This is a genomic window from Mycobacterium sp. NTMscope_MAC_12 (assembly GCF_976985675.1).
Genome location: NZ_CDRJYY010000001.1, coordinates 2,745,008 through 2,767,382 on the forward strand (window position 1 = coordinate 2,745,008; position 22,375 = coordinate 2,767,382).

Annotated in this window: 21 protein-coding genes; 15 read left to right on the forward strand and 6 right to left on the reverse strand. The window is 65.3% G+C overall.

Annotated elements, in window-relative coordinates:
* Nucleotides 1–9: 9 nt before the first annotated feature.
* From AC0KS4_RS12580 to AC0KS4_RS12595, 4 genes are all read right to left on the reverse strand, one after another.
* Complete coding sequence (locus AC0KS4_RS12580) at nucleotides 10–1,182, reverse strand: acyl-CoA dehydrogenase family protein (RefSeq protein ID WP_238956016.1); 1,173 nt, start codon at nucleotides 1,180–1,182, stop codon at nucleotides 10–12.
* A 313-nt stretch (nucleotides 1,183–1,495) separates the two neighbouring features.
* Nucleotides 1,496–2,266 carry an HpcH/HpaI aldolase/citrate lyase family protein gene (locus AC0KS4_RS12585; protein WP_269203792.1) on the reverse strand — a complete coding sequence of 257 codons (771 nt, stop codon included), beginning with the start codon at nucleotides 2,264–2,266 and terminating at the stop codon, nucleotides 1,496–1,498.
* The gene (gene hpaH / locus AC0KS4_RS12590) at nucleotides 2,263–3,084 is read right to left on the reverse strand and encodes a 2-oxo-hept-4-ene-1,7-dioate hydratase (protein WP_238956017.1); all 822 of its coding nucleotides are present in this window, start codon (nucleotides 3,082–3,084) and stop codon (nucleotides 2,263–2,265) included. Before hpaH ends, AC0KS4_RS12585 begins: the two co-directional genes overlap by 4 nt.
* Before the next feature lie 28 nt (nucleotides 3,085–3,112).
* Nucleotides 3,113–4,039, reverse strand: a complete 927-nt coding sequence (locus tag AC0KS4_RS12595) for an alpha/beta fold hydrolase (protein ID WP_238956018.1) — start codon at nucleotides 4,037–4,039, stop codon at nucleotides 3,113–3,115.
* A gap of 195 nt (nucleotides 4,040–4,234) precedes the next feature.
* Here AC0KS4_RS12595 and AC0KS4_RS12600 point away from each other — a divergent pair, with 195 nt between their 5' ends.
* The 5 genes from AC0KS4_RS12600 to AC0KS4_RS12620 are packed head-to-tail and all read left to right on the forward strand — an operon-like array spanning nucleotide 4,235 to nucleotide 7,905.
* Nucleotides 4,235–4,480, forward strand: a complete 246-nt coding sequence (locus AC0KS4_RS12600; RefSeq protein ID WP_041785005.1) for a hypothetical protein — start codon at nucleotides 4,235–4,237, stop codon at nucleotides 4,478–4,480.
* A 32-nt stretch (nucleotides 4,481–4,512) separates the two neighbouring features.
* Nucleotides 4,513–5,631: a thiolase family protein gene (locus AC0KS4_RS12605; RefSeq protein WP_041785632.1), complete on the forward strand. Its 1,119-nt coding sequence runs from the start codon at nucleotides 4,513–4,515 to the stop codon at nucleotides 5,629–5,631.
* The gene (locus AC0KS4_RS12610; protein ID WP_238956019.1) at nucleotides 5,628–6,086 is read left to right on the forward strand and encodes a Zn-ribbon domain-containing OB-fold protein; all 459 of its coding nucleotides are present in this window, start codon (nucleotides 5,628–5,630) and stop codon (nucleotides 6,084–6,086) included. The genes AC0KS4_RS12605 and AC0KS4_RS12610 overlap by 4 nt, the downstream gene beginning before the upstream one ends.
* Nucleotides 6,083–7,378, forward strand: a complete 1,296-nt coding sequence (locus tag AC0KS4_RS12615) for an aromatic ring-hydroxylating oxygenase subunit alpha (protein ID WP_238956020.1) — start codon at nucleotides 6,083–6,085, stop codon at nucleotides 7,376–7,378. Before AC0KS4_RS12610 ends, AC0KS4_RS12615 begins: the two co-directional genes overlap by 4 nt.
* The gene (locus AC0KS4_RS12620) at nucleotides 7,375–7,905 is read left to right on the forward strand and encodes an aromatic-ring-hydroxylating dioxygenase subunit beta (protein WP_238956021.1); all 531 of its coding nucleotides are present in this window, start codon (nucleotides 7,375–7,377) and stop codon (nucleotides 7,903–7,905) included. Before AC0KS4_RS12615 ends, AC0KS4_RS12620 begins: the two co-directional genes overlap by 4 nt.
* Before the next feature lie 47 nt (nucleotides 7,906–7,952).
* On the opposite strand, the gene AC0KS4_RS12625 is transcribed toward AC0KS4_RS12620, so the two are convergent.
* On the reverse strand, nucleotides 7,953–9,137 hold the full coding sequence (locus AC0KS4_RS12625) for an RNA-guided endonuclease InsQ/TnpB family protein (protein ID WP_238956022.1): 1,185 nt from the start codon (nucleotides 9,135–9,137) through the stop codon (nucleotides 7,953–7,955).
* A gap of 115 nt (nucleotides 9,138–9,252) precedes the next feature.
* On the opposite strand from AC0KS4_RS12625, the gene AC0KS4_RS12630 reads away from it, so the two are divergent.
* Genes AC0KS4_RS12630 through AC0KS4_RS12650 form a run of 5 tightly spaced genes read left to right on the forward strand, consistent with a single transcriptional unit; the run spans nucleotide 9,253 to nucleotide 15,584 of the window.
* Nucleotides 9,253–10,806, forward strand: coding sequence for a class I adenylate-forming enzyme family protein (locus AC0KS4_RS12630; RefSeq protein WP_238956023.1), 1,554 nt, complete (start codon nucleotides 9,253–9,255; stop codon nucleotides 10,804–10,806).
* Nucleotides 10,803–11,600, forward strand: a complete 798-nt coding sequence (locus tag AC0KS4_RS12635; protein ID WP_275254143.1) for an enoyl-CoA hydratase/isomerase family protein — start codon at nucleotides 10,803–10,805, stop codon at nucleotides 11,598–11,600. The genes AC0KS4_RS12630 and AC0KS4_RS12635 overlap by 4 nt, the downstream gene beginning before the upstream one ends.
* A gap of 11 nt (nucleotides 11,601–11,611) precedes the next feature.
* Nucleotides 11,612–13,096 carry an aldehyde dehydrogenase gene (locus AC0KS4_RS12640; RefSeq protein ID WP_238956025.1) on the forward strand — a complete coding sequence of 495 codons (1,485 nt, stop codon included), beginning with the start codon at nucleotides 11,612–11,614 and terminating at the stop codon, nucleotides 13,094–13,096.
* Nucleotides 13,097–13,148: 52 nt separating this feature from the next.
* On the forward strand, nucleotides 13,149–14,330 hold the full coding sequence (locus tag AC0KS4_RS12645; protein WP_064939782.1) for an acyl-CoA dehydrogenase family protein: 1,182 nt from the start codon (nucleotides 13,149–13,151) through the stop codon (nucleotides 14,328–14,330).
* A 24-nt stretch (nucleotides 14,331–14,354) separates the two neighbouring features.
* Nucleotides 14,355–15,584 carry a CaiB/BaiF CoA transferase family protein gene (locus AC0KS4_RS12650; protein ID WP_014384962.1) on the forward strand — a complete coding sequence of 410 codons (1,230 nt, stop codon included), beginning with the start codon at nucleotides 14,355–14,357 and terminating at the stop codon, nucleotides 15,582–15,584.
* A gap of 256 nt (nucleotides 15,585–15,840) precedes the next feature.
* On the opposite strand, the gene AC0KS4_RS12655 is transcribed toward AC0KS4_RS12650, so the two are convergent.
* The gene (locus tag AC0KS4_RS12655; RefSeq protein WP_308193060.1) at nucleotides 15,841–16,920 is read right to left on the reverse strand and encodes a CaiB/BaiF CoA transferase family protein; all 1,080 of its coding nucleotides are present in this window, start codon (nucleotides 16,918–16,920) and stop codon (nucleotides 15,841–15,843) included.
* 142 nt (nucleotides 16,921–17,062) lie between these two features.
* Here AC0KS4_RS12655 and AC0KS4_RS12660 point away from each other — a divergent pair, with 142 nt between their 5' ends.
* From AC0KS4_RS12660 to AC0KS4_RS12680, 5 genes are all read left to right on the forward strand, one after another.
* Nucleotides 17,063–18,259: a CaiB/BaiF CoA transferase family protein gene (locus AC0KS4_RS12660; RefSeq protein ID WP_238956026.1), complete on the forward strand. Its 1,197-nt coding sequence runs from the start codon at nucleotides 17,063–17,065 to the stop codon at nucleotides 18,257–18,259.
* Nucleotides 18,260–18,683: 424 nt separating this feature from the next.
* Nucleotides 18,684–19,274, forward strand: coding sequence for a flavin reductase family protein (locus AC0KS4_RS12665; protein WP_014384966.1), 591 nt, complete (start codon nucleotides 18,684–18,686; stop codon nucleotides 19,272–19,274).
* Nucleotides 19,275–19,323: 49 nt separating this feature from the next.
* On the forward strand, nucleotides 19,324–20,238 hold the full coding sequence (locus tag AC0KS4_RS12670) for an LLM class F420-dependent oxidoreductase (protein ID WP_238956027.1): 915 nt from the start codon (nucleotides 19,324–19,326) through the stop codon (nucleotides 20,236–20,238).
* A 39-nt stretch (nucleotides 20,239–20,277) separates the two neighbouring features.
* A complete protein-coding gene (locus AC0KS4_RS12675; protein ID WP_041785639.1) occupies nucleotides 20,278–21,429 on the forward strand; it encodes an acyl-CoA dehydrogenase family protein in 1,152 nt (383 codons plus the stop codon).
* Between the two features lie 77 nt (nucleotides 21,430–21,506).
* Complete coding sequence (locus AC0KS4_RS12680; RefSeq protein WP_238956028.1) at nucleotides 21,507–22,346, forward strand: enoyl-CoA hydratase-related protein; 840 nt, start codon at nucleotides 21,507–21,509, stop codon at nucleotides 22,344–22,346.
* Nucleotides 22,347–22,375: the final 29 nt, after the last annotated feature.

Consider the following 22,375-nt stretch of genomic DNA (forward strand, 5'->3'; position numbering starts at 1 on the left):
CTGTCTGGGTCACCTGGGCAGCCCCAGCACACGTTCGCCGACGATATTGCGCTGAATCTCAGACGTGCCGCCCCCGATGGCCTGCGAGAAGCTGTAGTAGTAGTAACCGACCCACCCGTCGACGTCCCACCGCGAAGAGTGCCGAAGGGATTCGGGACCGACGATGTCCAACGCCAACTTGCCGATCTCCTTGGCTAATTCGGCGTACATCAGCTTGACGATCGACCCGCGCGGCCCCGGCGTCTCCGTTTTCATCGCCTCGCAGATGTTGGTGTAGGTAAGTGCCCGCAGCGACGCAACCGAGGCGCGCGCCCTGGCCAGCCGACGCGCAATCTCATCATCGGCAATGGCGGGTCTGCGCCCGTCAGGGCCGACGTGGTCACGGGCGTAGTCGATGAGGTCCTCGATGATCTTCGCCAGCCGAACCTGGTTGGCGGTGAACGCGGTGCCGCGTTCGAAGGACAGCGTGGCCATCGCCACCGACCAACCCTCCCCGACGTCGCCGACGACGTTGGACAGCGGGATGCGGACGTCGTCGTAGAACACCTCGCAGAACTCAGAACCGCCCTCGATCGTCTCGATGGGTCGGATGTCGATGCCCGGTGTGCTCATGTCACAGATCACCCAGGTGATGCCCTTGTGCTTACTGCCGGTGTTGTCGGTGCGCACCAACAACTCCTGGTAGTCGGCGACGGTCGCGAAGCTGGTCCACAGCTTCTGGCCCGACACCACCAGGTGCTCTCCGTCGATGACGGCTTTGGTCCGCAGAGCCGCCAGATCCGATCCGGCATCGGGCTCGGAGAACCCCTGACACCAGATCACCTCGCCGCGAAGGATCTTCGGTAAGTGGAACGACTTCTGCTCGTCGGTCGCCCTGGTGATCAGAGTCGGTCCGGCATGCGAGTTCCCCACGAAGCATGCATCGATTCCCGGAAAACCCCGACCCGCGTACTCCTCGTACCAGATCAGCTGCTGCATCAGAGACAGGCCCTGGCCGCCGTACGCCTCCGGCCAGGCAATGCCCGCCCAGCCGCCCTGCCACTGAGTGTGCTGCCAAGCCAGGTCGTACTCGCGGATGCCTGCGTCGTCGCGGGGCCGGGGCTCGGTCGGCTTGTGCTCGTCGAGCCACGTTCGGACCCGATCGCGGAACTCGAGCTGGTCAGCCGTGAAGTCGAGATCCATGGTACCCAACTATAGGTGACACAACAGTCAGAAACAAAGGTCTTGCACTCGATCAATGCGATCAGCATGCGCGTTGGAACTGCAGTCGATAGACGCCCACACGAGTGACACTCAAGTCAGAATTATCTACGTTCGCGCCATCGGGCGTTTGCCTGCAGCTTCGGCGATCGCCGCGAACACCTCCAAGTTCTCAGGGACCGGTTCAGGCGTCATTTCGGGTCCATAAGCGGACCGAGTTCCTCGGAGTACCGAATGCGTTCCAGGGGAACGTTGAACCGGCGGTCGTGCCAGCGAACTTCGGTGGCGAGCTCGATCATGAACGTGACTGCTTGTACTCGTCCACCAGCTTCTCGGCGCCGCGGGCCAGCAGGGCCACGTCGGCGCCGACCAGAACGAAACTGGCCCCCGCTGCGAGGTATCGCTGCGCGATCGTCTTGTTGAAGGCGTTGACTCCTGCGCTCTTTCCGTGCTTCACGATGGTCGCCAGCGCGGTCTCGATGGTGCTCACCACGTCGGAATGCTCCGGCTGCCCGAGCTTGCCCATCGAGGCCGCCAGGTCTGCGGGCCCGATGAACACGGCGTCCACGCCGTCGACGTCGGCGATGTCACCCAGATGCGCCAGACCGGACAGCGACTCCACCTGAACCGTCAGCGACACCGATGCATCGGCGGTGGCCAGATAGTCGGAGATGCGGTTCCACCGGGATGCCCGGGCGAGCGCGCTCCCGACGCCGCGGATGCCCGCCGGCGGGTAGCGGGTGGCGGCCACCGCCGCAGCGGCCGCGCCCGCATCATCGACCATCGGGACGATGAGATTCTGCGCGCCGATGTCGAGCAGTCGCTTGATGGATACCGGGTCGGCGGATGGCGGGCGCACCAGCACGTCGACGTCGGGGTATCCCGCGAGCACTTGCAATTGTTCGAGTGTGGTGCTCAGCTCGTTGGGCGCGTGTTCCTGATCCAGGAGCACCCAGTCGATTCCGGATCCCGCGCAGACCTCGGTGACATAACCGCTGCCCGAGGCCAGCCACATGCCGATTCGCGGCGCTCCGGCTGCGATGCGCTCCGTCCATCGGTTTGTCACGAAGCCTCGCGATCAAAGGAGACCGTCACCGTGCCGAGCGGTCCGTAGTCCGCGACGAAGGTGTCCCCCGGCTCGGCGAACACCGGTTTGGTGAACGAGCCCGACAGGATCACCTCGCCGGGGTGCAGCGAAACCCCATGTGGGGCAAGCCGGTTCACAAGCCACGCGACGCCGTTGCCGGGGTGGTTGAGTACGGCCGCCGCCACCCCGGACTCCTCGATCACGCCGTTGCGCAGCAGTAACGCCGCAACCCAGCGCAGATCCACGTCCAGCGGCCGCACCACCCGCCCGCCCAGGACCAGACCGGCGTCGGCCGCGTTGTCGGCGATGGTGTCGACGATGGTGCGCAGGTGACCGGTCTCGGGGTCCGACATCTGCACCCTGGCGTCGAGGATCTCCAGCGCCGGGGTGACGAACTCGGTAGCCCGCAGCGCGTCGAAGAGAGTGACGCCCGGCCCGCGGAGCTCCTCACCGAGGACGAACGCCAGCTCGACCTCGATGCGCGGCCGGATGAAGCGTCCGACCGGAACACGGCCGCCATCCTCGACGAACATGTCGTCGAACAGCGCGCCGTAGTCGGGTTCGTCGATCGACACGGCACGTTGCATCACCTTTGACGTCAGCCCGATCTTGCGGCCCTTGACCTCTCGCCCGTCGGCGACCTTGAGCGCGACGAGCGCCCGCTGGACCGCGTAGGCGTCCTCGATCGTCATGTCGGGATAGTCCAGCGACAGCTGCCGGATCGGCGCGCGGTTCTGCTCGGCCTCATACAGCCGACGTGCGATGTCCGCGAGCTCATTCTCGGCCGGCCTGGTCATGATCGGATGCGCTTCGCGCGAGCGCTCATCATCGCGTCAGGAACTCGACGGCTGCGGCATTGAACGACTCGGGGTCCTCGAAGTGCGGCCAGTGCCGCACTGTAGCCATCTCGAACACCTCGGAGTTCGGAATCAAATCGGCGATGGTGCGTGCGGTGTCCTGATACACGCCGTGATCCTTGCCGGAGGCCACGATCATCACAGGCGCGGTGATGCTGCGCCACTTGTCGTCGGGAATCAGGTTGCGGTTGCGCACCTTCTCGTCCTGAAGGATCAGCAGCCGATCGATGGTGTTGCGAGTGTCCTCGCGCCGATATACCGCTTGGCGTAAGCCGATCAGGTCGGGCAGTCGATTGCTCTCGTCAGCAATTAGATGTGCGAACACGGCGTGCAACGACTCCCACGTCGGCTCGTTGACCGCCTTGGTCCGTTCCGCCCGGATGCGCGCCATGTTCGACGCCGACGCCTCGCGGCCGGCCGGCGACATCAGGATCACCTTGTCCACCCGATCGGGATGACCGACGGTCACTGCAGACGCGACGAACGCCCCGAGGGACATGGCGACGAAGTTGGCCGATGTCATGCCGAAGTGGTCCATCACACCCAACACGTGTTCCACGTAGACGGCGATCTCGTAGTCGTAGTCCGGCTTGCCGGAAAATCCGTTTCCGACCATGTCGATGGCCACGCAATGGAAGTGCTCGGAGAGCGCGGCCAGGTTGGGTGCGAACGTCTCCCAGTGGCCGCCCGTGCCGTGCAGGAGGATCGCATGCGGCTTGTCCGGGCTGCCGGCCTCGACATATCGCGTGCGAACCATTGCGCCGTTGACCGGCACGTCGACGAATCCCTGCCGAAATTCCAGCTCCTTGAGATACATCCAGAGGCTCCGGTAGTTCTCGGTGTCCAGCCGGGTGACGCCGTCGGCGTCGGTCTCCGTTGCCTGCGATTGGGTCATGTCGCCCTTCTCATCATGTTTCTGACAGCATTGTCAACTTATGTCGTCCTTGTTTCCACATTCCATAATGGTCCCACAGAGAACATGTTCGCATGTAGAGAAACACTTACGCCAGCCTGAAGATGATCGATCGCGGGTCGGGCGCTTTGTGATCTTCCATTGATTCTGACAGTCATATGCGGTAAAACTGGGCAGGTGGACACTCCGTCGGGACGTCGCGTGCTCGCCGAGCTGGTGAACGAGTTCGCGGCCGTGCGGGTGTCGCTGGACGTCAGCGGCAACGGTCCGCGCCTGCTCGTCGAGGATCTCGAGGGCGGCGAGCACGTGTTTCTGTGTCCGCTGGAGCTGGCCAGCTTCACCTTGGCTACGCCCGAAGACCGCGAGGAGTGGCTGCGCGTCGGCAACTACCGGGGTGAACGTCGACCCAGGGAAGCGCCGTGAGCGCCTCGGCCGTCGACCTGGTCGGCTTGGGCATGACCGAGATGTCGCTTCGCCCCGGCGCCGCGCCCCTCGAATTGGCCGCAAGGGCAAGCACGGCCGCACTGGCCGACGCCGGAATCGGGCGTGCCGATGTCGACGGTCTGCTGGTCGGCTCCTCGCAGGGCATTCGGCCGGACCGGCTGGGTGTCGGATTCGCCGCGCAGGGCGGCTTCTCGGACCTGCGCCTCCTCGAGCACGTCGAGATCAAGGGCGCGACGACCATCGCCATGATCCAGCGTGCGCGCCACGCGATCACCACGGGTGAGGCGTCCACCGTGCTGTGCGTCTTCGCCGACGCGCCGCTGGTCGCCGACCGGGGTGCGGGATCGACCTACGCCCACAGTGGGGGCAACTCAGGCGTGCGCGGGCTTGAGCGTGCGTCAGGTCTGCTCGGGTCGGTGCCGACGTACGCGCTGATGGCGCAACGGTGGCTGCACGTGACGGGCACCACCCCCGATGCACTGCGCTCCGTGGCCACCACGGCGCGCGGATGGGCGCGGGGCAATCCCGATGCCGTCAACCGCGAACCGCTCGACGACGCCGGTTACGACGCGAGTCCGATGATCTCGGAGCCGTTGCGGCTGTTGGACTGCGCCCGGCCGGTGAACGGCGCGGTCGCGGTGGTGCTGACCGGCCGCAGTTCGGTTGGCACGCAACGACTTCGCATCCGCGGCACTGGCCGCCACCATCCGGTACGGCGACGGCGTGCAGGCGCCGAGTCGTGGTTCGGGGGCGGCGGCCGGGCCGTGGACGACGCGCTCGAGCAAGCCGGCATGCAACGGTCGGACCTCGACGTCGCCGAGCTCTACGACCCGTTCTCGATCGTGACCTTGATGCTGCTCGATGAGTACCGGCTCACCGGCGAGGTACCGGCCGGCGCCTTCGTGCGCGACGGCCACACCGGCCGGGGTGGCACGCTGCCCACGAATACGGGTGGCGGGCAGCTCTCCGGCTTCTATCTGCAGGGCATGACGCCGCTGGCCGAAGCGGTGATCCAGCTGCGCGGTACAGGCGGCGACCGCCAGATTCCGGCCGCAACGGTCGCACTGGTCGGCGGCATCGGCGGCCGTGTCGACCACCACGCTGCGCTGGTATTGGAGCGGGCGACATGAGTGCTGCCGTCAAGCCCGCCGCGCAAGTAGTCCACGACTGGCTGCTCGACCCTTCGCTGGCGCCGCAGACCGCCGGCGTCCGGTTGGCACCGCTCTACGAAGCGGCAGCCCGCGGCGTGCTCGCCCTGCCCTTCTGCGCGGGATGTGCTCAGCCGCTCGACCTTGAACAGGAAGTCTGCGACTCCTGCGGATCCGCCGAATGTGGCTGGCGCACAGTGGAATTGCATGGCACTGTTCATTCGGCCACCTTGATGCACCGGCGCGAGCCCGGCTTGGTGCGTGCGCAACGGCCCTACCCCATCGTCGACGTCGAACTTTCGAGTGGCCACCGCTTGGTGATGACCACCGCACTCCCCGCGGACACGGCTCCGACCATCGGCACCGTGGTTCACATCGGCTTTCGCCGGCTCGGCGACATTGCAATTCCAGCCATTGACATTTTGGAGGACGAGTGACGACACTCGAATCAGCCCCGCCCCTTGACGAATTCGACGTCAGCAAGATCATCCGGAGTGACCGAGTACACGGGTCGGTGTACACCTCGGCCGAAATCTTCCGCCGGGAAATGGACACCATCTTCAAGACCGGCTGGGTCTTCGTTGCGCACGAAAGCGAGGTGAGTGAACGGGGCGACTACCTCACCCGGATGATCGGGTATGACCCCGTCGTCGTGGTGCGCGGCAAGGACGGCGTCGTGCGGGTGGTGCTCAACCGATGCACGCACCGCGCCAACAAGCTGTGCAACGCGGAAAAGGGCAACGCCAACTCGTTCCGGTGCCCGTACCACGGCTGGACATTCAACAACACTGGTGCGCTGCAAGGTGTTCCGATGCGGGAAGGGTATGGGAAGGCCTTCAACGAGATCCGCTCCGAACTTGGTCTTGCCCAGGCTCCACGGGTCGACAGTTACGGCGGCTTCGTCTTCGCCTCGCTTGCGGCTGAGGGCATCTCGCTGCGCGAGCACCTCGGCAACGCGACACATGCCATCGATCGACTGCTCAACCTGTCCCCGAACCGTGAGATCGACTTGCGGGCCAACTGGATGAAGCACCTGCACCACGCCAACTGGAAGATGGTGGTGGAGAACAATGTCGACGGCTACCACGCGCTCTTCACGCATGCCTCGGTATACGACGCCATCAAGCCCGCCAAGGTGTCACACGTACCGACCAAGGTCGACGTGCTGGTCCGCGACCTCGGAAACGGCCACTCTGAGATCGACTACAGCGACGAATACCGCAAGCTCGACGAGGAATTCGTCTGGTACGGCCGGATCCCGCGGGCGAAGCTGGCCTCCTACGTCGAGACATTGGAGCAGGCCTACGGTCCCGAGCAGGCACACGACGCCCTCGTGGTGGGTCCACCCCACACGCTGATCTGGCCCAACCTGTTCTTGGCGGAGATGAACGTCATGTTCGTCGAGCCACAGGCCCCCGACCGCACCGTGGCCTACACCACCGCGGTATTGATACCTGGTCAGGACGCGTTAAACGAACGCACGCTGCGGCGCTCCGAGGGGGCGATGGGTCCGGCGGGGTTCCTCATCGCCGACGACGGCGAGATCGGCATGCGCAACCAGGCCGGCCTGGCCGCCGAACTGCCGGAATGGCTTGTTCTGGCGCGCGGTAGCGAAAACGACGTGCACGACAAGACCGGAATCATCAACCGGGACAAGAGCGCTGAGACGCCACAGCGCGGGTTCTATTCCCAGTGGGCGGCCGTCGTCGGTGGAAGGGCGGGAGCGTGACAGTCAACGCTCAGTCGGAACAGCCGGCGCCCCAGACCCGCCCCACGCTGCGGCCACTGCCCGATGCCGACATCCTGTCCTTCTTGTATCTGGAGGCTCGACTCGCCGACGAAGGCCGGTACTCCGAGTGGGAAGCACTGTGGGCGGACGATGACGACACCGTCGAGTATCGGGTGCCCATGCACCCCGATGACGACCCGCGGACCACGCTGGCCTACATCAACGACAACCGGCGGCGCATCAAGAGCCGCGTCGCTCAGCTCAACACCGGCAACCGGCACTCCCAAACGCCGCCGTCGGTAATGCGGCGCATCATCTCCAACAGTGAGGTGATTGAGGATGCCGACGGTCTGATTACGGTCGAATCCAACTTCTCGCTGTTTGAATACCGTATCCGCCAACGTTTCTGGGCCGGCCGCGTCCGCCACACGGTCAGGCGAACACCGGGCGGCCCACGGCTGGTCCGCAAGGTCGTGCACCTGGTCGACGCGGGCGGAGCCGTCGAGACGTTGGCATTCCTGATTTGACGTCCTCCCCTGGCTGAAGCTAGGGGATTCCAACTCCATCCATCTACCTAAGCGGCAGGAGAACAGGGTTGAGGTTCACGGTTCGCAGACCGGCTGGTGCCGAGGTCTCCCCGTGCTGTCACCGCCCGTCCGGCGGCGATATTGCGTGCAGCGTTCACGTCGGCATTGACGGGCCCGGCGGTGCAGGCCTGGCACTGGAAGACCGCTTGGCTCTTGCGGTTCTCCGGTGCCACGTGCCCACAGGCCGAGCATCGTTGCGACGTGTACGCGGCCGGAATCTGCTCGACCCGACCACAAGCCTTGTGCTGCAAACGGGCGGCGAGCAGACCCCAACCGCTCCGGCGGACGCCGCGGTTCAGGCCGCGCTTTTGCGCGACGCGCCGGCCGGGTTGCTCGACGGTGCCGCGCGCGCTGCGGGTCATCGCCGACACGTCGAGGGCCTCGACGCGGATGGTATCGAAGCGTCGCGCGATATCGGTGCTGGTCTTTTCGACCCAGTCCTTACGCCGGTCAGTCTCGCGCGCGTTGAGCGTGGCGATCGCCCGTTTGGTGCGGGCCCGACGGTGCGAGCCGCGCTGGGCGCGGGCCAGCCGCTGCTGCAACTTCGTCAACCGTTTCGCCTCACCCGGAGTGAGACTGGGGGCGTGCAGCAGGTCCCCGGTCGACAACGCCGCCGACACCACCACACCCCGGTCAATGCCCACCACAGTCCCATCGCGGGGACCGGTGATGGGGTCAGGGATGTGGGCGAACGCGATATGCCAACGCCCTGCGCGGTCGCGGGTGACGCGGTAGGACTTCACCCCCTCAGGGACCGGCCGCGAGAGCCGGAAGCGCACCCAGCCGACCTTGGGCACCCACACCCGCCCGAACCGGCGATTCACCCGCTCAATGTGGTGCGGTTTGACGCCGACCTGGCGGAATCCCTCGTGCACACCGGCTTTGCGCCACCGCGGGCGGCGATGCGTCCCGGCGAAAAAGTTGCCCATCGCCTGGGCGAAGTCCCGCAGCGCCTGCTGCTGCACAGTTTGGGAGCCCGCCGCCAACCATTCGTACTCGGCGCGGACGGCGGTCAACTGAGCGCACTGCTCGTTATAACCCGGCGCGCGACGACCCGGCTGCCAATGCTGCTGCTGCTCAACCGCCAAATTCCACACAAACCGGGCATGACGACAATGCTCAGCCAGCACCACCTCCTGCTCAGCGGTTGGAACCAACCGGAAGCGCGCCACACCAGCAACCTAGCCACCACCACCGACAAAACACCGAAAGGAGACGCGACGCTTCCTCCCCCGGCTAAAGCCAGGGGTCCCCGCGTCGCAAGTACCCGATGAGGTTTTGCATCTGATGCTGATCGGTGACATCGCCACCAACAACGCCCGCCGCTACCCGGACAAGCGCGCCCTGGTCGACGGCGACCGGGTGCACACCTGGACCCAGGTCGACGAGCGGGCCCGGCGGCTGGCCGGCTTCCTCGCCGAGCGTGGGCTGGAACCCGGCGACCGCGTAATGGTGATCGCGCGCAACTGCATCGAATGGCCGGAGATCTCGTTCGGGCTCGCCAAGGCCGGGTTGATCGCCGTGCCGGTGAACATCCGGCTGGCACCCGACGAAGTGGCCCACGCCCGCGACGACTGCGGCGCGAGCGCTGTGATCATCCACACCGATCACCTCGACAAATTCCTCGGCGAACTGAGCGGGCTGGGGCTGGTTTTGGGCATCGGCGCCCAATCGCAAAAAGGCCTCAGCGAGTTGGTCACCGACTACGAGTCTGCACTGGCGCAGGCCCAGCCGAGCGCTGGGCGCGGCGACATCTCGCCGGACGACATCGCCGTCATCCTCTACACCAGCGGCACCACCGGTCGCGCCAAGGGTGTAATGCACACCCACCGCGGGCTGCTTTATCAGGCGGCGGACACCAACCTGGTGACCGAGGCCAACCGGTCCGACGTCATGCTGGCCACCACCCCGTTCTTCACCGCGGGTGGCATGGTGCGCACCGTATCCTGGCTCTACCTGGGTCAGACCATGGTGATCCACCAACGCTTCGATCCGCAGGCGGTCATCGACGAGATCGAACGCAGCGCGATCACCTTCACCACGTTCATCCCGACGATGCTGCACCGCACGTTGGCGATCCTGGAAGACGGTCCCCCACGGGACATGTCGAGCCTGCGGCGAATCTCCTACGGTTCGGCGCCCGTGCCGCCAGGCCTGGCACGCAAGGCAATGGACCTGCTCGGCTGCGACCTACAGCAGCGGTACGGACTGACCGAATGCGGCGGGCAGGCAACCATTCTCACGCCGCAGGACCACCGCGACATCGTTGCGGGCAGGACGTCCATTGCCACGTCGTGCGGCCAGGAGACACCAATGTGCGCGATTCGCGTCATCGACGCCGACGGCAGCGACGCCCCCACCGGCGAAGTCGGCGAGATCGTCATCGTCAGTCCCGCCAACTCCGTCGGCTATTGGAAGCTACCCGAGAAGACTGCCGAGACGTTCCAATCCGACGGGCTGCGTACCGGCGATCTGGGCTACCTGGACGCCGACGGCTACCTCCACATCACCGGCCGCCGCACAGACCTCATCATCTCCGGCGGTTTCAACGTCTACCCCGCCGAGATCGAGCGGGTCATCGCGCAGCACACCGACGTGGACATGGTTGCGGTGGTAGGCGTGCCGGATCCGGAATGGGGCGAGACCCCGGTGGCCGTCGTCATTGCGAAATCCCACGTCGACGACACCGATGCGCTGACCCGCGAGCTCACCTCGCTGTGCCGCGAGAAGTTGGCCGGCTACAAGCAACCGCGTCGTTTCGAATACCGCGAGGAATTCCCGCTCGGCCCGGCCGGAAAGATCCTCAAACGCGAGATCGCTAACCAAGTTATACAGGTATGATCGACCCCGTGACTGACCTGGGGAACCTGCACACCATCGAGTTCGACGTGTCCGATCACGTAGCCACGGTGTCGTTGAACCGACCTGATCGGATGAACAGCTTCACCGAGCAGATGGCAGACGAGTTAGCTGCTGTATGGGCCCGGGTGCGCGACGACAACGACATCCATGTCGCGGTGCTCCGCGCAAATGGCGAGCGAGCTTTCTGTACCGGCATCGACGTGTCCGAAGGAACCTGGTGGAAGCACAAGTCGATCTTCAACCAGGAAGACCCCGGAGAACTGCTGGGACCGAAGGCCCACCGGGTGTGGAAGCCGGTGATCGCGGCGCTGCACGGCATCGTGGCGGGCGGCGCGATGTACTTCGTCAACGAATGCGACTTCTCCATCTGCAGCGAGACGGCCACCTTCTTCGATCCGCATGCCAATGCCGGGATCGTCTCGGCACTGGAACCGATGGGCATGCTCGCCCTCGGCGTGCCCTACGGCGAGGTGATGCGGTGGGCCCTCCTTGGCAGCGAGGAACGAATGTCGGCACAAACCGCACTGCGGATTGGCATTGTGACCGAAGTGGTCCCAGACGATCAGTTACGTTCGCGGGCAACCGAATTGGCGAGTGAGATCGCCGCACGGCGGCCCTTGGGGGTTCAGGGCACGGTCCGCGCCATGTGGGAGGCTCGCGACCTGCCGCCCAGCGCCGCCGCACGACACGGCAAGTTCTACACGGATTTGGGCAACGCCGGCGCGGGGCGGACCGACTCGCGCGCCAACAAGAAAGCGCCGCGCACCCGATAGGAGGGGTCGATATGACCACGACTGAGCAATTGGTGCAGTTCGACTTGCTGATCGGCGGCGAGCCGACCGCCGCCGCATCGGGAGCCACCTACGACAGCATCGACCCGTTCACGGGCAGCCCGTGGGCGCGCGTGCCCGACGGCGGGGCCGCGGACGTCGACCGCGCAGTGGCCGCCGCCCGCGCGGCGCTGGACGGCCCGTGGGGGCAGTTGACCGCTACTTCGCGCGGCAAGCTGTTGTGGCGGTTGGGCGAAGTCATCGCGCGTGAGGCCGAGAACCTGGCCGAGTTGGAGGTCCGCGACGGCGGCAAGCTGACCCGGGAGATGGTCGGCCAGATGAAGGCGTTGCCGGACTACTACTTCTACTACGCCGGGCTGGCCGACAAGCTGCAAGGCGAGGTCGTTCCGGTCGACAAGCCGAACTTCTTCGTCTACACCCGTCACGAGCCGGTCGGCGTGGTCGGTGCGATCACCCCGTGGAACTCGCCGCTGCTGCTGCTGACCTGGAAGCTCGCCGCAGGGCTGGCGGCAGGGTGCACCTTCGTCGTCAAACCCAGTGACCACACGCCGACGTCGACGCTGGCGTTCGCAAAGCTGTTCGCCGAGGCCGGCTTTCCGCCCGGCGTCATCAACGTCGTCACCGGCTGGGGCCCGGAGACCGGCGCCGCCCTTGCCTCGCACCCCGGCGTCGACAAGGTTGCGTTCACCGGTTCGACGGCCACCGGAATTCACGTCGGCAAGGCGGCGATTGCCAACATGACTCGATTCACCCTGGAGTTGGGCGGCAAGTCCGCACAGGTGGTGTTCGACGACGCCGACCTCGACGCTGCCGCCAACGGCGTCATCGCAGGCGTGTTCGCGGCCACCGGTCAGACATGCCTGGCGGGCTCGCGTCTTCTGGTCCACGAGAGCGTTGCCGACGCACTGGTCCAGCGCATCGTGGCCCGCGCGGCGACCATCAAGCTAGGCGACCCGAAGGACCCGGCGACCGAGATGGGCCCGGTGTCCAATCAGGCGCAGTACGAAAAAGTGCTGTCGCACTTCGCTTCTGCCCGCGAACAGGGCGCGACAGTGGCCTACGGCGGCGAGCCGGCGAACGACCTCGGCGGCTTCTTCGTCAAGCCGACGGTGCTGACCGGTGTGGATCCGTCGATGCGGGCTGTCGCCGAAGAGGTCTTCGGACCCGTGCTCGCAGTGATGACGTTCGCAGATGAGGACGAAGCCGTGACTGCGGCGAATGCCACCGAGTTCGGATTGGCCGCAGGGGTGTGGACAAAGGACGTGCACCGTGCGCACCGGGTGGCCGCGAAGATGCGAGCAGGAACCGTGTGGGTCAACGCGTATCGCGTTGTTGCCCCGCATGTTCCATTCGGAGGTATCGGCTACAGCGGTATCGGCCGGGAGAACGGCATCGACGCCGTGAAGGACTTCACCGAAACCAAGGCCGTCTGGGTCGAACTATCCGGGGCGACCCGGGACCCGTTCACGCTCGGCTGAGCAATTGACCACCAGGAGAGACATATGACGATCGCCGCAGCGCGGAGCTGACATGCCTGAACTGCCGTCCGACGACACCGGCGCCTGGCAGCTGCCCGAGGAACTCGTGCTGCTGCGCGACACCGTGCGTCGCTTCATGGATGCGCACGTGCATCCCGTCGAGGAGAAGCTGGACCACGACACCGTCGGACTCCCCCGCGACCAGCTCGTCGCATTGCAGGCCAAGGCGCGCGAGCTCGGCCTGTGGGCGCTGCAGACGCCAGCGGAGTACGGCGGCGCCGGACTCAGCGTGCTCGGCCAAGTGGTGGTCGCCGAAGAAGCCGCGAAATGCCGTATGGGCGCGTTTTTTCCGGCTCTTGGGGCGTTCGGTGGCAACCCACCCAACATCATGTTCAAGGCCTCGCCCGACCAGTTCGCGAAGTACGCACAGCCGATCATCGACGGCACCATGAGCAAGGCGTACACCGCGATCACCGAGTCCTCCGGCGGATCTGACCCGGCGCGGGCCATCCAGCTCAAAGCGGTGCGGGACGGCTCGGGAGATGGGGGGTATGTGCTCAACGGCTCCAAGATGTGGATCTCCCATGCGCCCCAAGCCGACTGGGGCATCGTCTACGCGCGCACCGGCGAGGGGCGTAACGGAATCTCGGCCTTCATCCTCGAGAAGGACACCCCGGGAGTCACGTTCAGCCGTATCCCGGTCATGGCATCTTTCGCTCCATATGAACTGCACTTCGACAACGTCCGGATACCGGCCGACCATCTGGTCGGCGGGGAAGGTCGGGGCTTCGCGCTGGCCAGCGACTTCCTCGTGCACGGCCGCATCGTCTATGCCGCAGGCCCGATCGGCATCGCGCAATCCGCCTTGGACATGGCGTGCCAATGGGCGAAGGACCGCGACGTCTTCGGCGGCCGACTCGCCGACAAACAAGGCATCCAATGGATGCTCGTGGAAAGCGAAGTGGAACTGCGCGCCGCGCGACTTCTGATGTACCAGGCGGCATGGAACGCCGATCTCGGCCGCAACGTCCGCGTCGACGCGTCGGTCGCAAAGATGTACGGCACCGAGGCCGCCTACAAGGTGCTCGACCGTTGCATCCAAATCCACGGCGCCCTCGGCATCTCCACCGAACTCCCGCTGGAACGCTGGTTCCGCGACCTGCGCGTCAAACGACTCGGCGAAGGCGCGACCGAGGTCCAACGCGAAGTCATCGCCCGGTCGTTAATCAGATAGGGATGTTGATCAGATAGGTATGTCATGCAGAAGCCGATGACAGGGGTGCGCGTCCTCGAGGTCGCACAGTTCACCTTCGTTCCCTCTGCGGGTGCGGTACTTGCCGACTGGGGTGCCGACGTCATCAAGATCGAGAATCCGGTGACCGGCGATGCGCAACGCGGAATGGTCACGGTCGCGGGACGCTCCGCGACGGCGCCCGGTGTCTCGTTTTCGCCCATGGTCGAGGCACCCAATCGCGGCAAGCGCAGCGTTGGGCTGTCCCTCGCGCTGAACCAGACGAGACCGGTGTTCGAGGAACTCGTGCGACGCAGCGACGTCTTCCTGACCAACCTTCTTCCCCAGGCGCGGGCCAAACTTCGCATCGATGTCGACGAGATACGACGGATCAACCCGTCGATCGTTTACGTCGCGGGCAGCGGGTATGGCAGCGAAGGACCACACCGAGAGACGGGCGCGCACGATGCGACGGCGTTCTGGGCGCAGGCTGGCAACGCCGCCGGCGTCACGCCGAACGACTCGGAGGTGCCAGCGGGCATGCCTGCGGGCGCGTTCGGCGACAATATCGGCGGCATCACCATCGCGGGCGCGGTGGCCGCCGCCCTTTACGGCAGGCAAGCAACGGGGCAGACGTCCGTCATCGACGTGTCGCTACTGGCGGTCGGGGCTTGGGCCAACCAGTCCAGCGTTAACCTGGCCATGCTCTACGGCTGCCCGCTGCCGAAGATCGACCATCGCACCCAGGCGCCGGGCAACCCACTCACCGGTGCCTACCGATGCGCCGACGGACGCTTCATCCAGCTGTCGATGCTGCAGCCGACCCGCTACTGGGCTCCCATGTGCCGACTCTTCGGGCTCAGATCCGCAGCCCTCGACGAGCGGTTCGCCTCGCTGGAGTCGCTGGCAGCACACGCCGACGAGGCCACCGCGCTGCTCGCCGAAGCCATCGGTGCGCGGACTTTCGACGAATGCACGCAGTTGCTGCAACATCTACACGGTCAGTGGGCGCCGGTGCAGGACGCCTGGGAGGTCGCCAATGACGAGTCGATGATCGCCAACGGGCGCATCGCCGAGGTCCGGGACGCCCAGGGCAACGAACAGCGCCTGGTGGCCAACCCGGTGAAGTTCGACGAGGCGGCCGGGCATCTGACCCGGGCACCGATGTTCGCCGAACACACCGACGAGGTCTTGCGCGAGCTGGGCATGGACGACCACGAACTCATCGAGTTGAAGATCGAAGGGGCCATCACCTGAACTAACCGTTGCCGTCGGTAAAAGCACGTCGGCACAGGGCGCTCGATGTCAGCGAAAACGGAGTCCACCCACTGTCCGACCGTCGCGGACGGTGTTTCCAGGCGTACGGCCGCGACCCGAGAGGCCCACCGCGAGGATACGTAATCCGGTGCCTGACAATACAATTCCGCGACGACGAGATCCCAGCAGTCGGCGGCGTGTTCACTGCCGTACCGAAACGAGGCGGGCAGAGACGTGGTTGCAGAATCCTGTTCCGTCAGTCAGTCCAGACATCGTCCGCTGCTTCGGCGTGCCGGGGCGGCTCCGATGGTATGGGCTGGGGAGTCCTGGAGAACTGGGGAGCCGGCGCAGGTTGCGTCACGCCGTCGATCTCGATGAACACGCCCCGCTCCGTCAGGTGCGGGTCGGCGACCGCCTCCGCAAGGGTCAATACCGGTGTCACGCACGCGTCGATGTTCGCGAAAAGCGCACTCCATTCGTCCCGCGTCCGCTGCGCGAACGTGTCTGACAGCAACGCGTGCATCGCGGGCCAGCCGGATTCGTCGCGCTGCGGACCGACGGTTTCGGGGTCGATGTCCAGAACCGCCAACATCTTGGCGAAGAACTCTGCCTCGAGCGCGCCGACGGCGACATAGGCGCCGTCGGCGCACTCGTAGGTGCGGTAGAACGGCGCCGAGCCGTCAAAGATATTGGTGCCCCTGTCATCTGACCAACGGCCGTCGGCACGCATCGACCAGACGACCTGTGTCAGCTGGGCGGCTCCATTGACGATGGCGGCGTCGATCACCTGGCCGCGGCTCGAGGTCTGCCGCTCGACAAGGGCGGCCAGTACGCCGATGACGGCGGGCATCGATCCCCCGCCGTAATCACCGACCAGATTCAACGGCGGCACCGGGGGCTGTGAGGCGGGGCCGATCGCATGGAGCAATCCGGTGAGTCCGATGTAGTTGATGTCGTGGCCGGCCTCCAATGCACGTGGGCCGGTCTGTCCCCAGCCGGTCAATCGCAGGTACACCAGAGCAGGGTTGGTCGCGCAACAGACGTCCGGGCCCAGACCGAGACGCTCGGTCACACCCGGGCGAAATCCTTCGATCAGCACGTCGGCTCGATCGATAAGCCGACGGACCGCAGCGTGGTCGGCGGGATCCTTGAGGTTCGCCTCCACGACGCGACGCCCCCGCAGTTGCGGGTTTGCTCGTCGGGCGAGTTGACCGGGACGTTGAACCCTGATGACGTCGGCGCCCAGATCGGCGAGCACCATGGCCGCGTGCGGACCAGGCCCCATACCCGCCAGTTCGATGACCCGTGTGCCCGAGAGAGCGGCTGCCTGTGTCACCCCGCCACCCTAGTCCATTCTGACATCGTGTACATATGTTGTATGCAGATCGTCATGCAACGACGACGTCACTTCATAGCTTGTTAGACGGCTATCTGACGGTTCTGTCATCCAGTGGCGCGACCGGGCGGAAGGACTTCTGATGGGCCCGTTGTCCGGCGTCACCGTCGTAAGCCTTGAACAAGCCGTGGCGGCACCGTACGCCACCCGGCAACTCGCCGATCTCGGCGCCAGGGTGATCAAAGTGGAGCGGCCCGACGGCGGCGATTTCGCCCGCGGCTACGACCGCAGTGTGCACGGCGACTCCAGCTATTTCGTCTGGCTGAACCGAGGCAAGGAGTCTCTGACTCTCGATCTGAAAAGCACTGAGGGACAACGAATCCTGCGCCGACTACTGACCGACTCAGACGTGTTGGTGCAGAACCTCGGACCGGGTGCAACTACCCGATTGGGGTTGGACGCCGCATCGCTGACCACCGAGTACCCGCGGCTCATCGTCTGCGACGTCACCGGGTACGGCGGCACCGGCCCGTGGCGAGACCGCAAGGCGTACGACCTACTGGTCCAGGCCGAAGCCGGGCTGCTGTCGGTCACCGGAACGGGCGACGACGTGGCGCGTACGGGCGTGTCGGTCGCCGACATCGCGGCAGGAATGTTCGCATATTCGGGCATTCTCACCGCGCTTTACGTGCGCGCCACTACCGGGGAGGTACGCCCGGTGTCGGTTTCGTTGTTCGAGTCACTCGTCGAATGGGTGGGCCAGCCCGCCTATTACGCGCACTACGGCGGCACAGCGCCCATGCGCACGGGTGCCAGACACGCGACCATTGCTCCATACGGCCCGTTCACCGCCGGAGATGGCGGCACGGTACTGCTCGCCGTTCAGAATCAACGGGAGTGGCGCCGGCTGTGTAACGAGGTATTGGTGATGCCGGAGCTGTGTGACGACACGCGCTTCGTGACGAACCCCGACCGGGTGAGCAACCGCGACGAATTGGAGGCGATCATCCACGCCGCGATCGCGCCGATGACGGCGGACGAGTTTGCGCAACGGCTCGAGGCCTCGGGCGTCGCAAATGCGCGCATGAATGACGTCGGCGATCTGTGGTCACATCCCGTACTCACCGGACGTGACCGCTGGCGGGAGGTCCGCACGCCGGGCGGGCCGATCGACGCGTTGTTGCCGCCGGCGACGTTGGCCGGGATCGAGCCACCGCTTGGTGATATTCCTGCGCTCGCTGAGCACAGCCGAAAGATCCTGCGAGAGTTGGGCTATACCGACGAGGCGATCTCGGATTTGGTCACGTCGGGGGTGACGACCGACGGATCGGACCGCTGACTACGGGCACCGCCGTCGGTGTAGATCGTCCGACCGGTCACAAAGCCACATTTGTCGGATACAGGAATGCGATCAGCGCCCCTGTTTCATCGGGCTGTCGCTGCCGATCCAGCGCTGCGTCGAAACCGAAGTCCTCGCGCAACGCCCGCTCGAGCGCGTCTTCGTAGGAGCAGGACGTTCACCATGCGCTCAGGATGCACTTCCGCCACTGTCCGACGAGCCGTCGCGTTGCACCTATGAGCCATATCTGACATTAGTGTCGTTCTACGCTGGGCGGCGTATTACCTAATAAACGCGCTATTTTCCCGCTCCTCTACGGACCTAGGCCAGAGACATAAGGCTTGATTCTGACAGTACTATGCGGTAATAATGTGGGCATACGGCTCGACGAATGCCGTGAGATCAGCCCCGAGGAGACACACATATGACGCTCGATGTCGCGGCCGCGGACAAGGTGCTGGCGGGTCTGCGCCCCTTCCCGGTGGCGGTCACCACGATCGACAACGGCTTCGCCAACGGCCTGATGTCGCTGTCGGCCGGCTCGGCCAGCATCGTGCCCGAACTACCCCGGGCCACCGTGAGCCTGACCAAGTACAACCGCACCCACGACATGCTGGTCAACTCCGGGATCTTCGTCATGCACATGCTCTCCGCGGGCCCCGAGGAGATCGACGCCTCGATGGACATCCTGATGACCCTGGGCGGCAGCTCCGGGCGCGACGGCGACAAGATCGCCAAACTGCGCACAAAGCGCGGCATCACCGGTGCACCCATCCTGCTTGACGCCCACAGCTACGTCGAATGCCGTATCAGCGGATCACTGGACAACGACGAGAACACCATCTTCGTCGGAGACGTCGTGGCCGCCGAAGTGTTCAGCTCCGCCCAACGCCTACGTATCGGCGAAGCCTGGGCCAAACTGCCCCACGAGTGGATCGAACGCTACGAAGCCAACCACGAACCACAACTCCAGAGCGCACGCGACCTACGGGCAGCCGCCGCAGCGCGGAGCTGACCTCGGGCGCGCGTATGCCCGACTGGCGCTCACAACTCAAGGATTCCCGGTGAACCTGCAGTACAACGTGATGTTTCCGATGCGCGCCGTCAAGCACTGGCAACGTTGGAGCGAGGGAGCCAGCCTGGGCGAGGTCGCCAAAGCGGTCGAAAGCGCTGGTTTTCAAGGCTTTTCGATGAGCGAGCATCCTTTCCCCGACAACCAGTGGTTGGCCAACGGCGGGCACCACGCCTTCGATCCGTTCGTCTCGCTCAGCTTCGCGGCCGCGGCCACCACCCGACTGCGACTCATGACTTACATACTGGTGTCCGGCTACCGGAGCCCTTACCTGACCGCCAAGGCCGCCGCCAGCTTCGACCTACTATCCGGTGGCCGGTTCACGCTGGGTACCGGCGCCGGATATCTGAAAACCGAGTTCGAGGCTCTCGGAGCTGACTTCCACCGTCGCGGAGCGCTGTTGGACGAGGCCATCGTCGCGTGGAAGGCCACCTGGGCGGGCGAGGAGCACCACGGGCCCGAGTTCGGGATCGCCGACCATGTGGCACTGCCCCTCCCCGCCACGGCCGGGGGACCCCCGATCTGGATCGGCGGGAACAGCAAGGCCGCGCAGCGCCGGGTGGTCGACACCGCCGATGGCTGGATTCCGATGGGCCAGTCTGCCGAGACGGCGGCGATCACGCGGACCCCGCCGCTTGAGGACATCGCCCGACTGGCCGAACTCATCTCGGGAGTGAACCAGCGACGGTCCGAACTCGGACGTGCACCCGCTGATGTGTCATTCGTTCCGTTCGAAGCCGCTCGGCTCGTGAGTGGCGACAGTGGAGACTTCGTCGAATCAGTGAAGCCACGACTGAACGAGTACGCCGATGCCGGGGTGACTTGGATCACCGTTGAGCCGGCCAGCCGCAGCTTCTCCGACTTTCGCGCGGACATCGAACTCATAGCCAAAGAGTTGGTCGGCTAGGCCCTTGTCCCCCAGCAAAATCCATCAGGCCGCCCCGTGATCGCGCTTCTCAGCGAAGAAGAGACCATGCTGGTCCGCACGGTGCGTGACTTCGTCAATAGAGACGTGAAGCCTGCCGTCCGCGAAATCGAACACGCCAACGAATATCCCGAGGCGTGGATCGAACAGATGAAGCGCATCGGAATTTACGGCCTGGCCGTGCCTGAGGAGTACGGCGGATCGCCGGTCTCGATGCCGTGCTACGTCGAGGTGACCCAGGAGCTTGCCCGCGGCTGGATGAGCTTGGCCGGCGCGATGGGTGGGCATACCGTCGTGGCGAAGCTGCTCTCGTTGTTCGGCACCGAGGAACAAAAGCAGAAGTACCTGCCAGGCATGGCGACCGGTGAGCTGCGCGCCACGATGGCGTTGACGGAGCCGGGCGGGGGCTCCGACCTACAGGCGATGACCACGACCGCGCGTGCCGACGGGGACCAGTTCGTCATCAACGGCTCCAAGACCTGGATCAGCAACGCCCGGCGATCGGGACTCATAGCGCTGCTGTGCAAGACCGATCCCGGCGCCGTCCCACGCCATAAAGGCATCTCGGTGCTGCTGGTGGAGCACGGTCGGGGCCTTTCCGTGTCGCGGGATCTGCCCAAGCTCGGCTACAAGGGTGTCGAATCGTGCGAGTTGTCATTCGACGACTGTCGGGTGCCGGCATCGGCGGTGCTCGGCGGTGTGCCCGGTAAGGGCTTCGGTCACATGATGAAGGGACTCGAGACCGGCCGAATCCAGGTCGCGTCCCGCGCTTTGGGCGTTGCGACCGCCGCACTGGAGGACGCCCTGGCCTATTCGCAACAGAGGGAGAGCTTCGGCCAACCGATCTGGAAGCACCAGTCCGTCGGTAACTATCTCGCCGACATGGCCACCAAGCTGACGGCGGCACGCCAACTGACGCGGTATGCCGCCGAGAAGTTCGACAGCGGCGAACGGTGCGACATGGAGGCCGGAATGGCCAAGCTGTTCGCGTCCGAGATCGCCATGGAGATCGCGCTGAACGCCGTCCGAGTCCATGGAGGCTACGGCTATTCCACCGAGTATGACGTCGAGCGCTACTTTCGTGATGCCCCGCTGATGATCGTCGGAGAAGGCACAAACGAGATACAGCGCAACGTCATCGCCTCACAACTGATCGCCCGGGGCGGCATCTAGCCCTGCGCTAAAAGCACCCGCGCGGTCGCACACCGACTGAACGACCTGATCGGGGCAACAGGAAGGACCCGGCAAAAATGACCGAAAGGCCGTCCTACAGTGGGGATCACGGCGTCGTGCGCTATGAGCGCGACGGCGCGATCGCCCGTATCATCCTCAACTGGCCGGAGCGGGCGAACGCACAGTCCTCGGAGATGGTGAGCAAAGTGGATTCCTGCCTCGATGAGGCCCGCCAGGACTACGGGGTCAAGGTGGTGATCATCAAGGGCACCGGCAAGGGCTTCTGCGCCGGACATGTCATCGCCCCCGACGCCTACCCCGAGTTCGCCGAGTCACAGGCCAACATGGGGAGCAACTACCAGGGCGGAAAGGAATTGTTCCTCTGGCCCACGCTGAGATACTGGGAATTCCCGAAGCCGATGATTGCCCAGGTGCACGGCTACGCGATCGGCGGCGGAACCTACTGGGCGCTGCTGCCCGAGGTCACTATCGCATCCGAGGACGCTTACTTTCAGATGCCACTGGTCCCCGGCCTCGGCTTCGCGGGCGGGGAAACGATGATCGAGCCATGGGTGTTTATGAACTTCAAGCGCGCCGCCGAATACCTCTACACTGCACAGACATTGACCGCTGAGGACGCGCTGCGGATGGGATTGGTCAACCGCGTCGTCACCCGCGACGAGCTCGAGCCGGTGACGGAAGCGTTGGCGGCCAAGATTGCCAGGGCGCCGCTGTCGACCTTGATTGCGACGAAGACCATGCTGGTGCGCGCCTGGGAGCAAATGGGCATGCGCCAGCACCTTCAGCTGTCGGCGGACGTGATGTCGGTGCTGGAGCACACGTCTGACGCGCAGGCGCTACGCGCCGAACTGCAGACCAGCGGGAAACTTCCCCGCGACCGGGCTGGCGATGGTTAGCGTCCATTGAGAGTGTCCTTCAGGTGTGG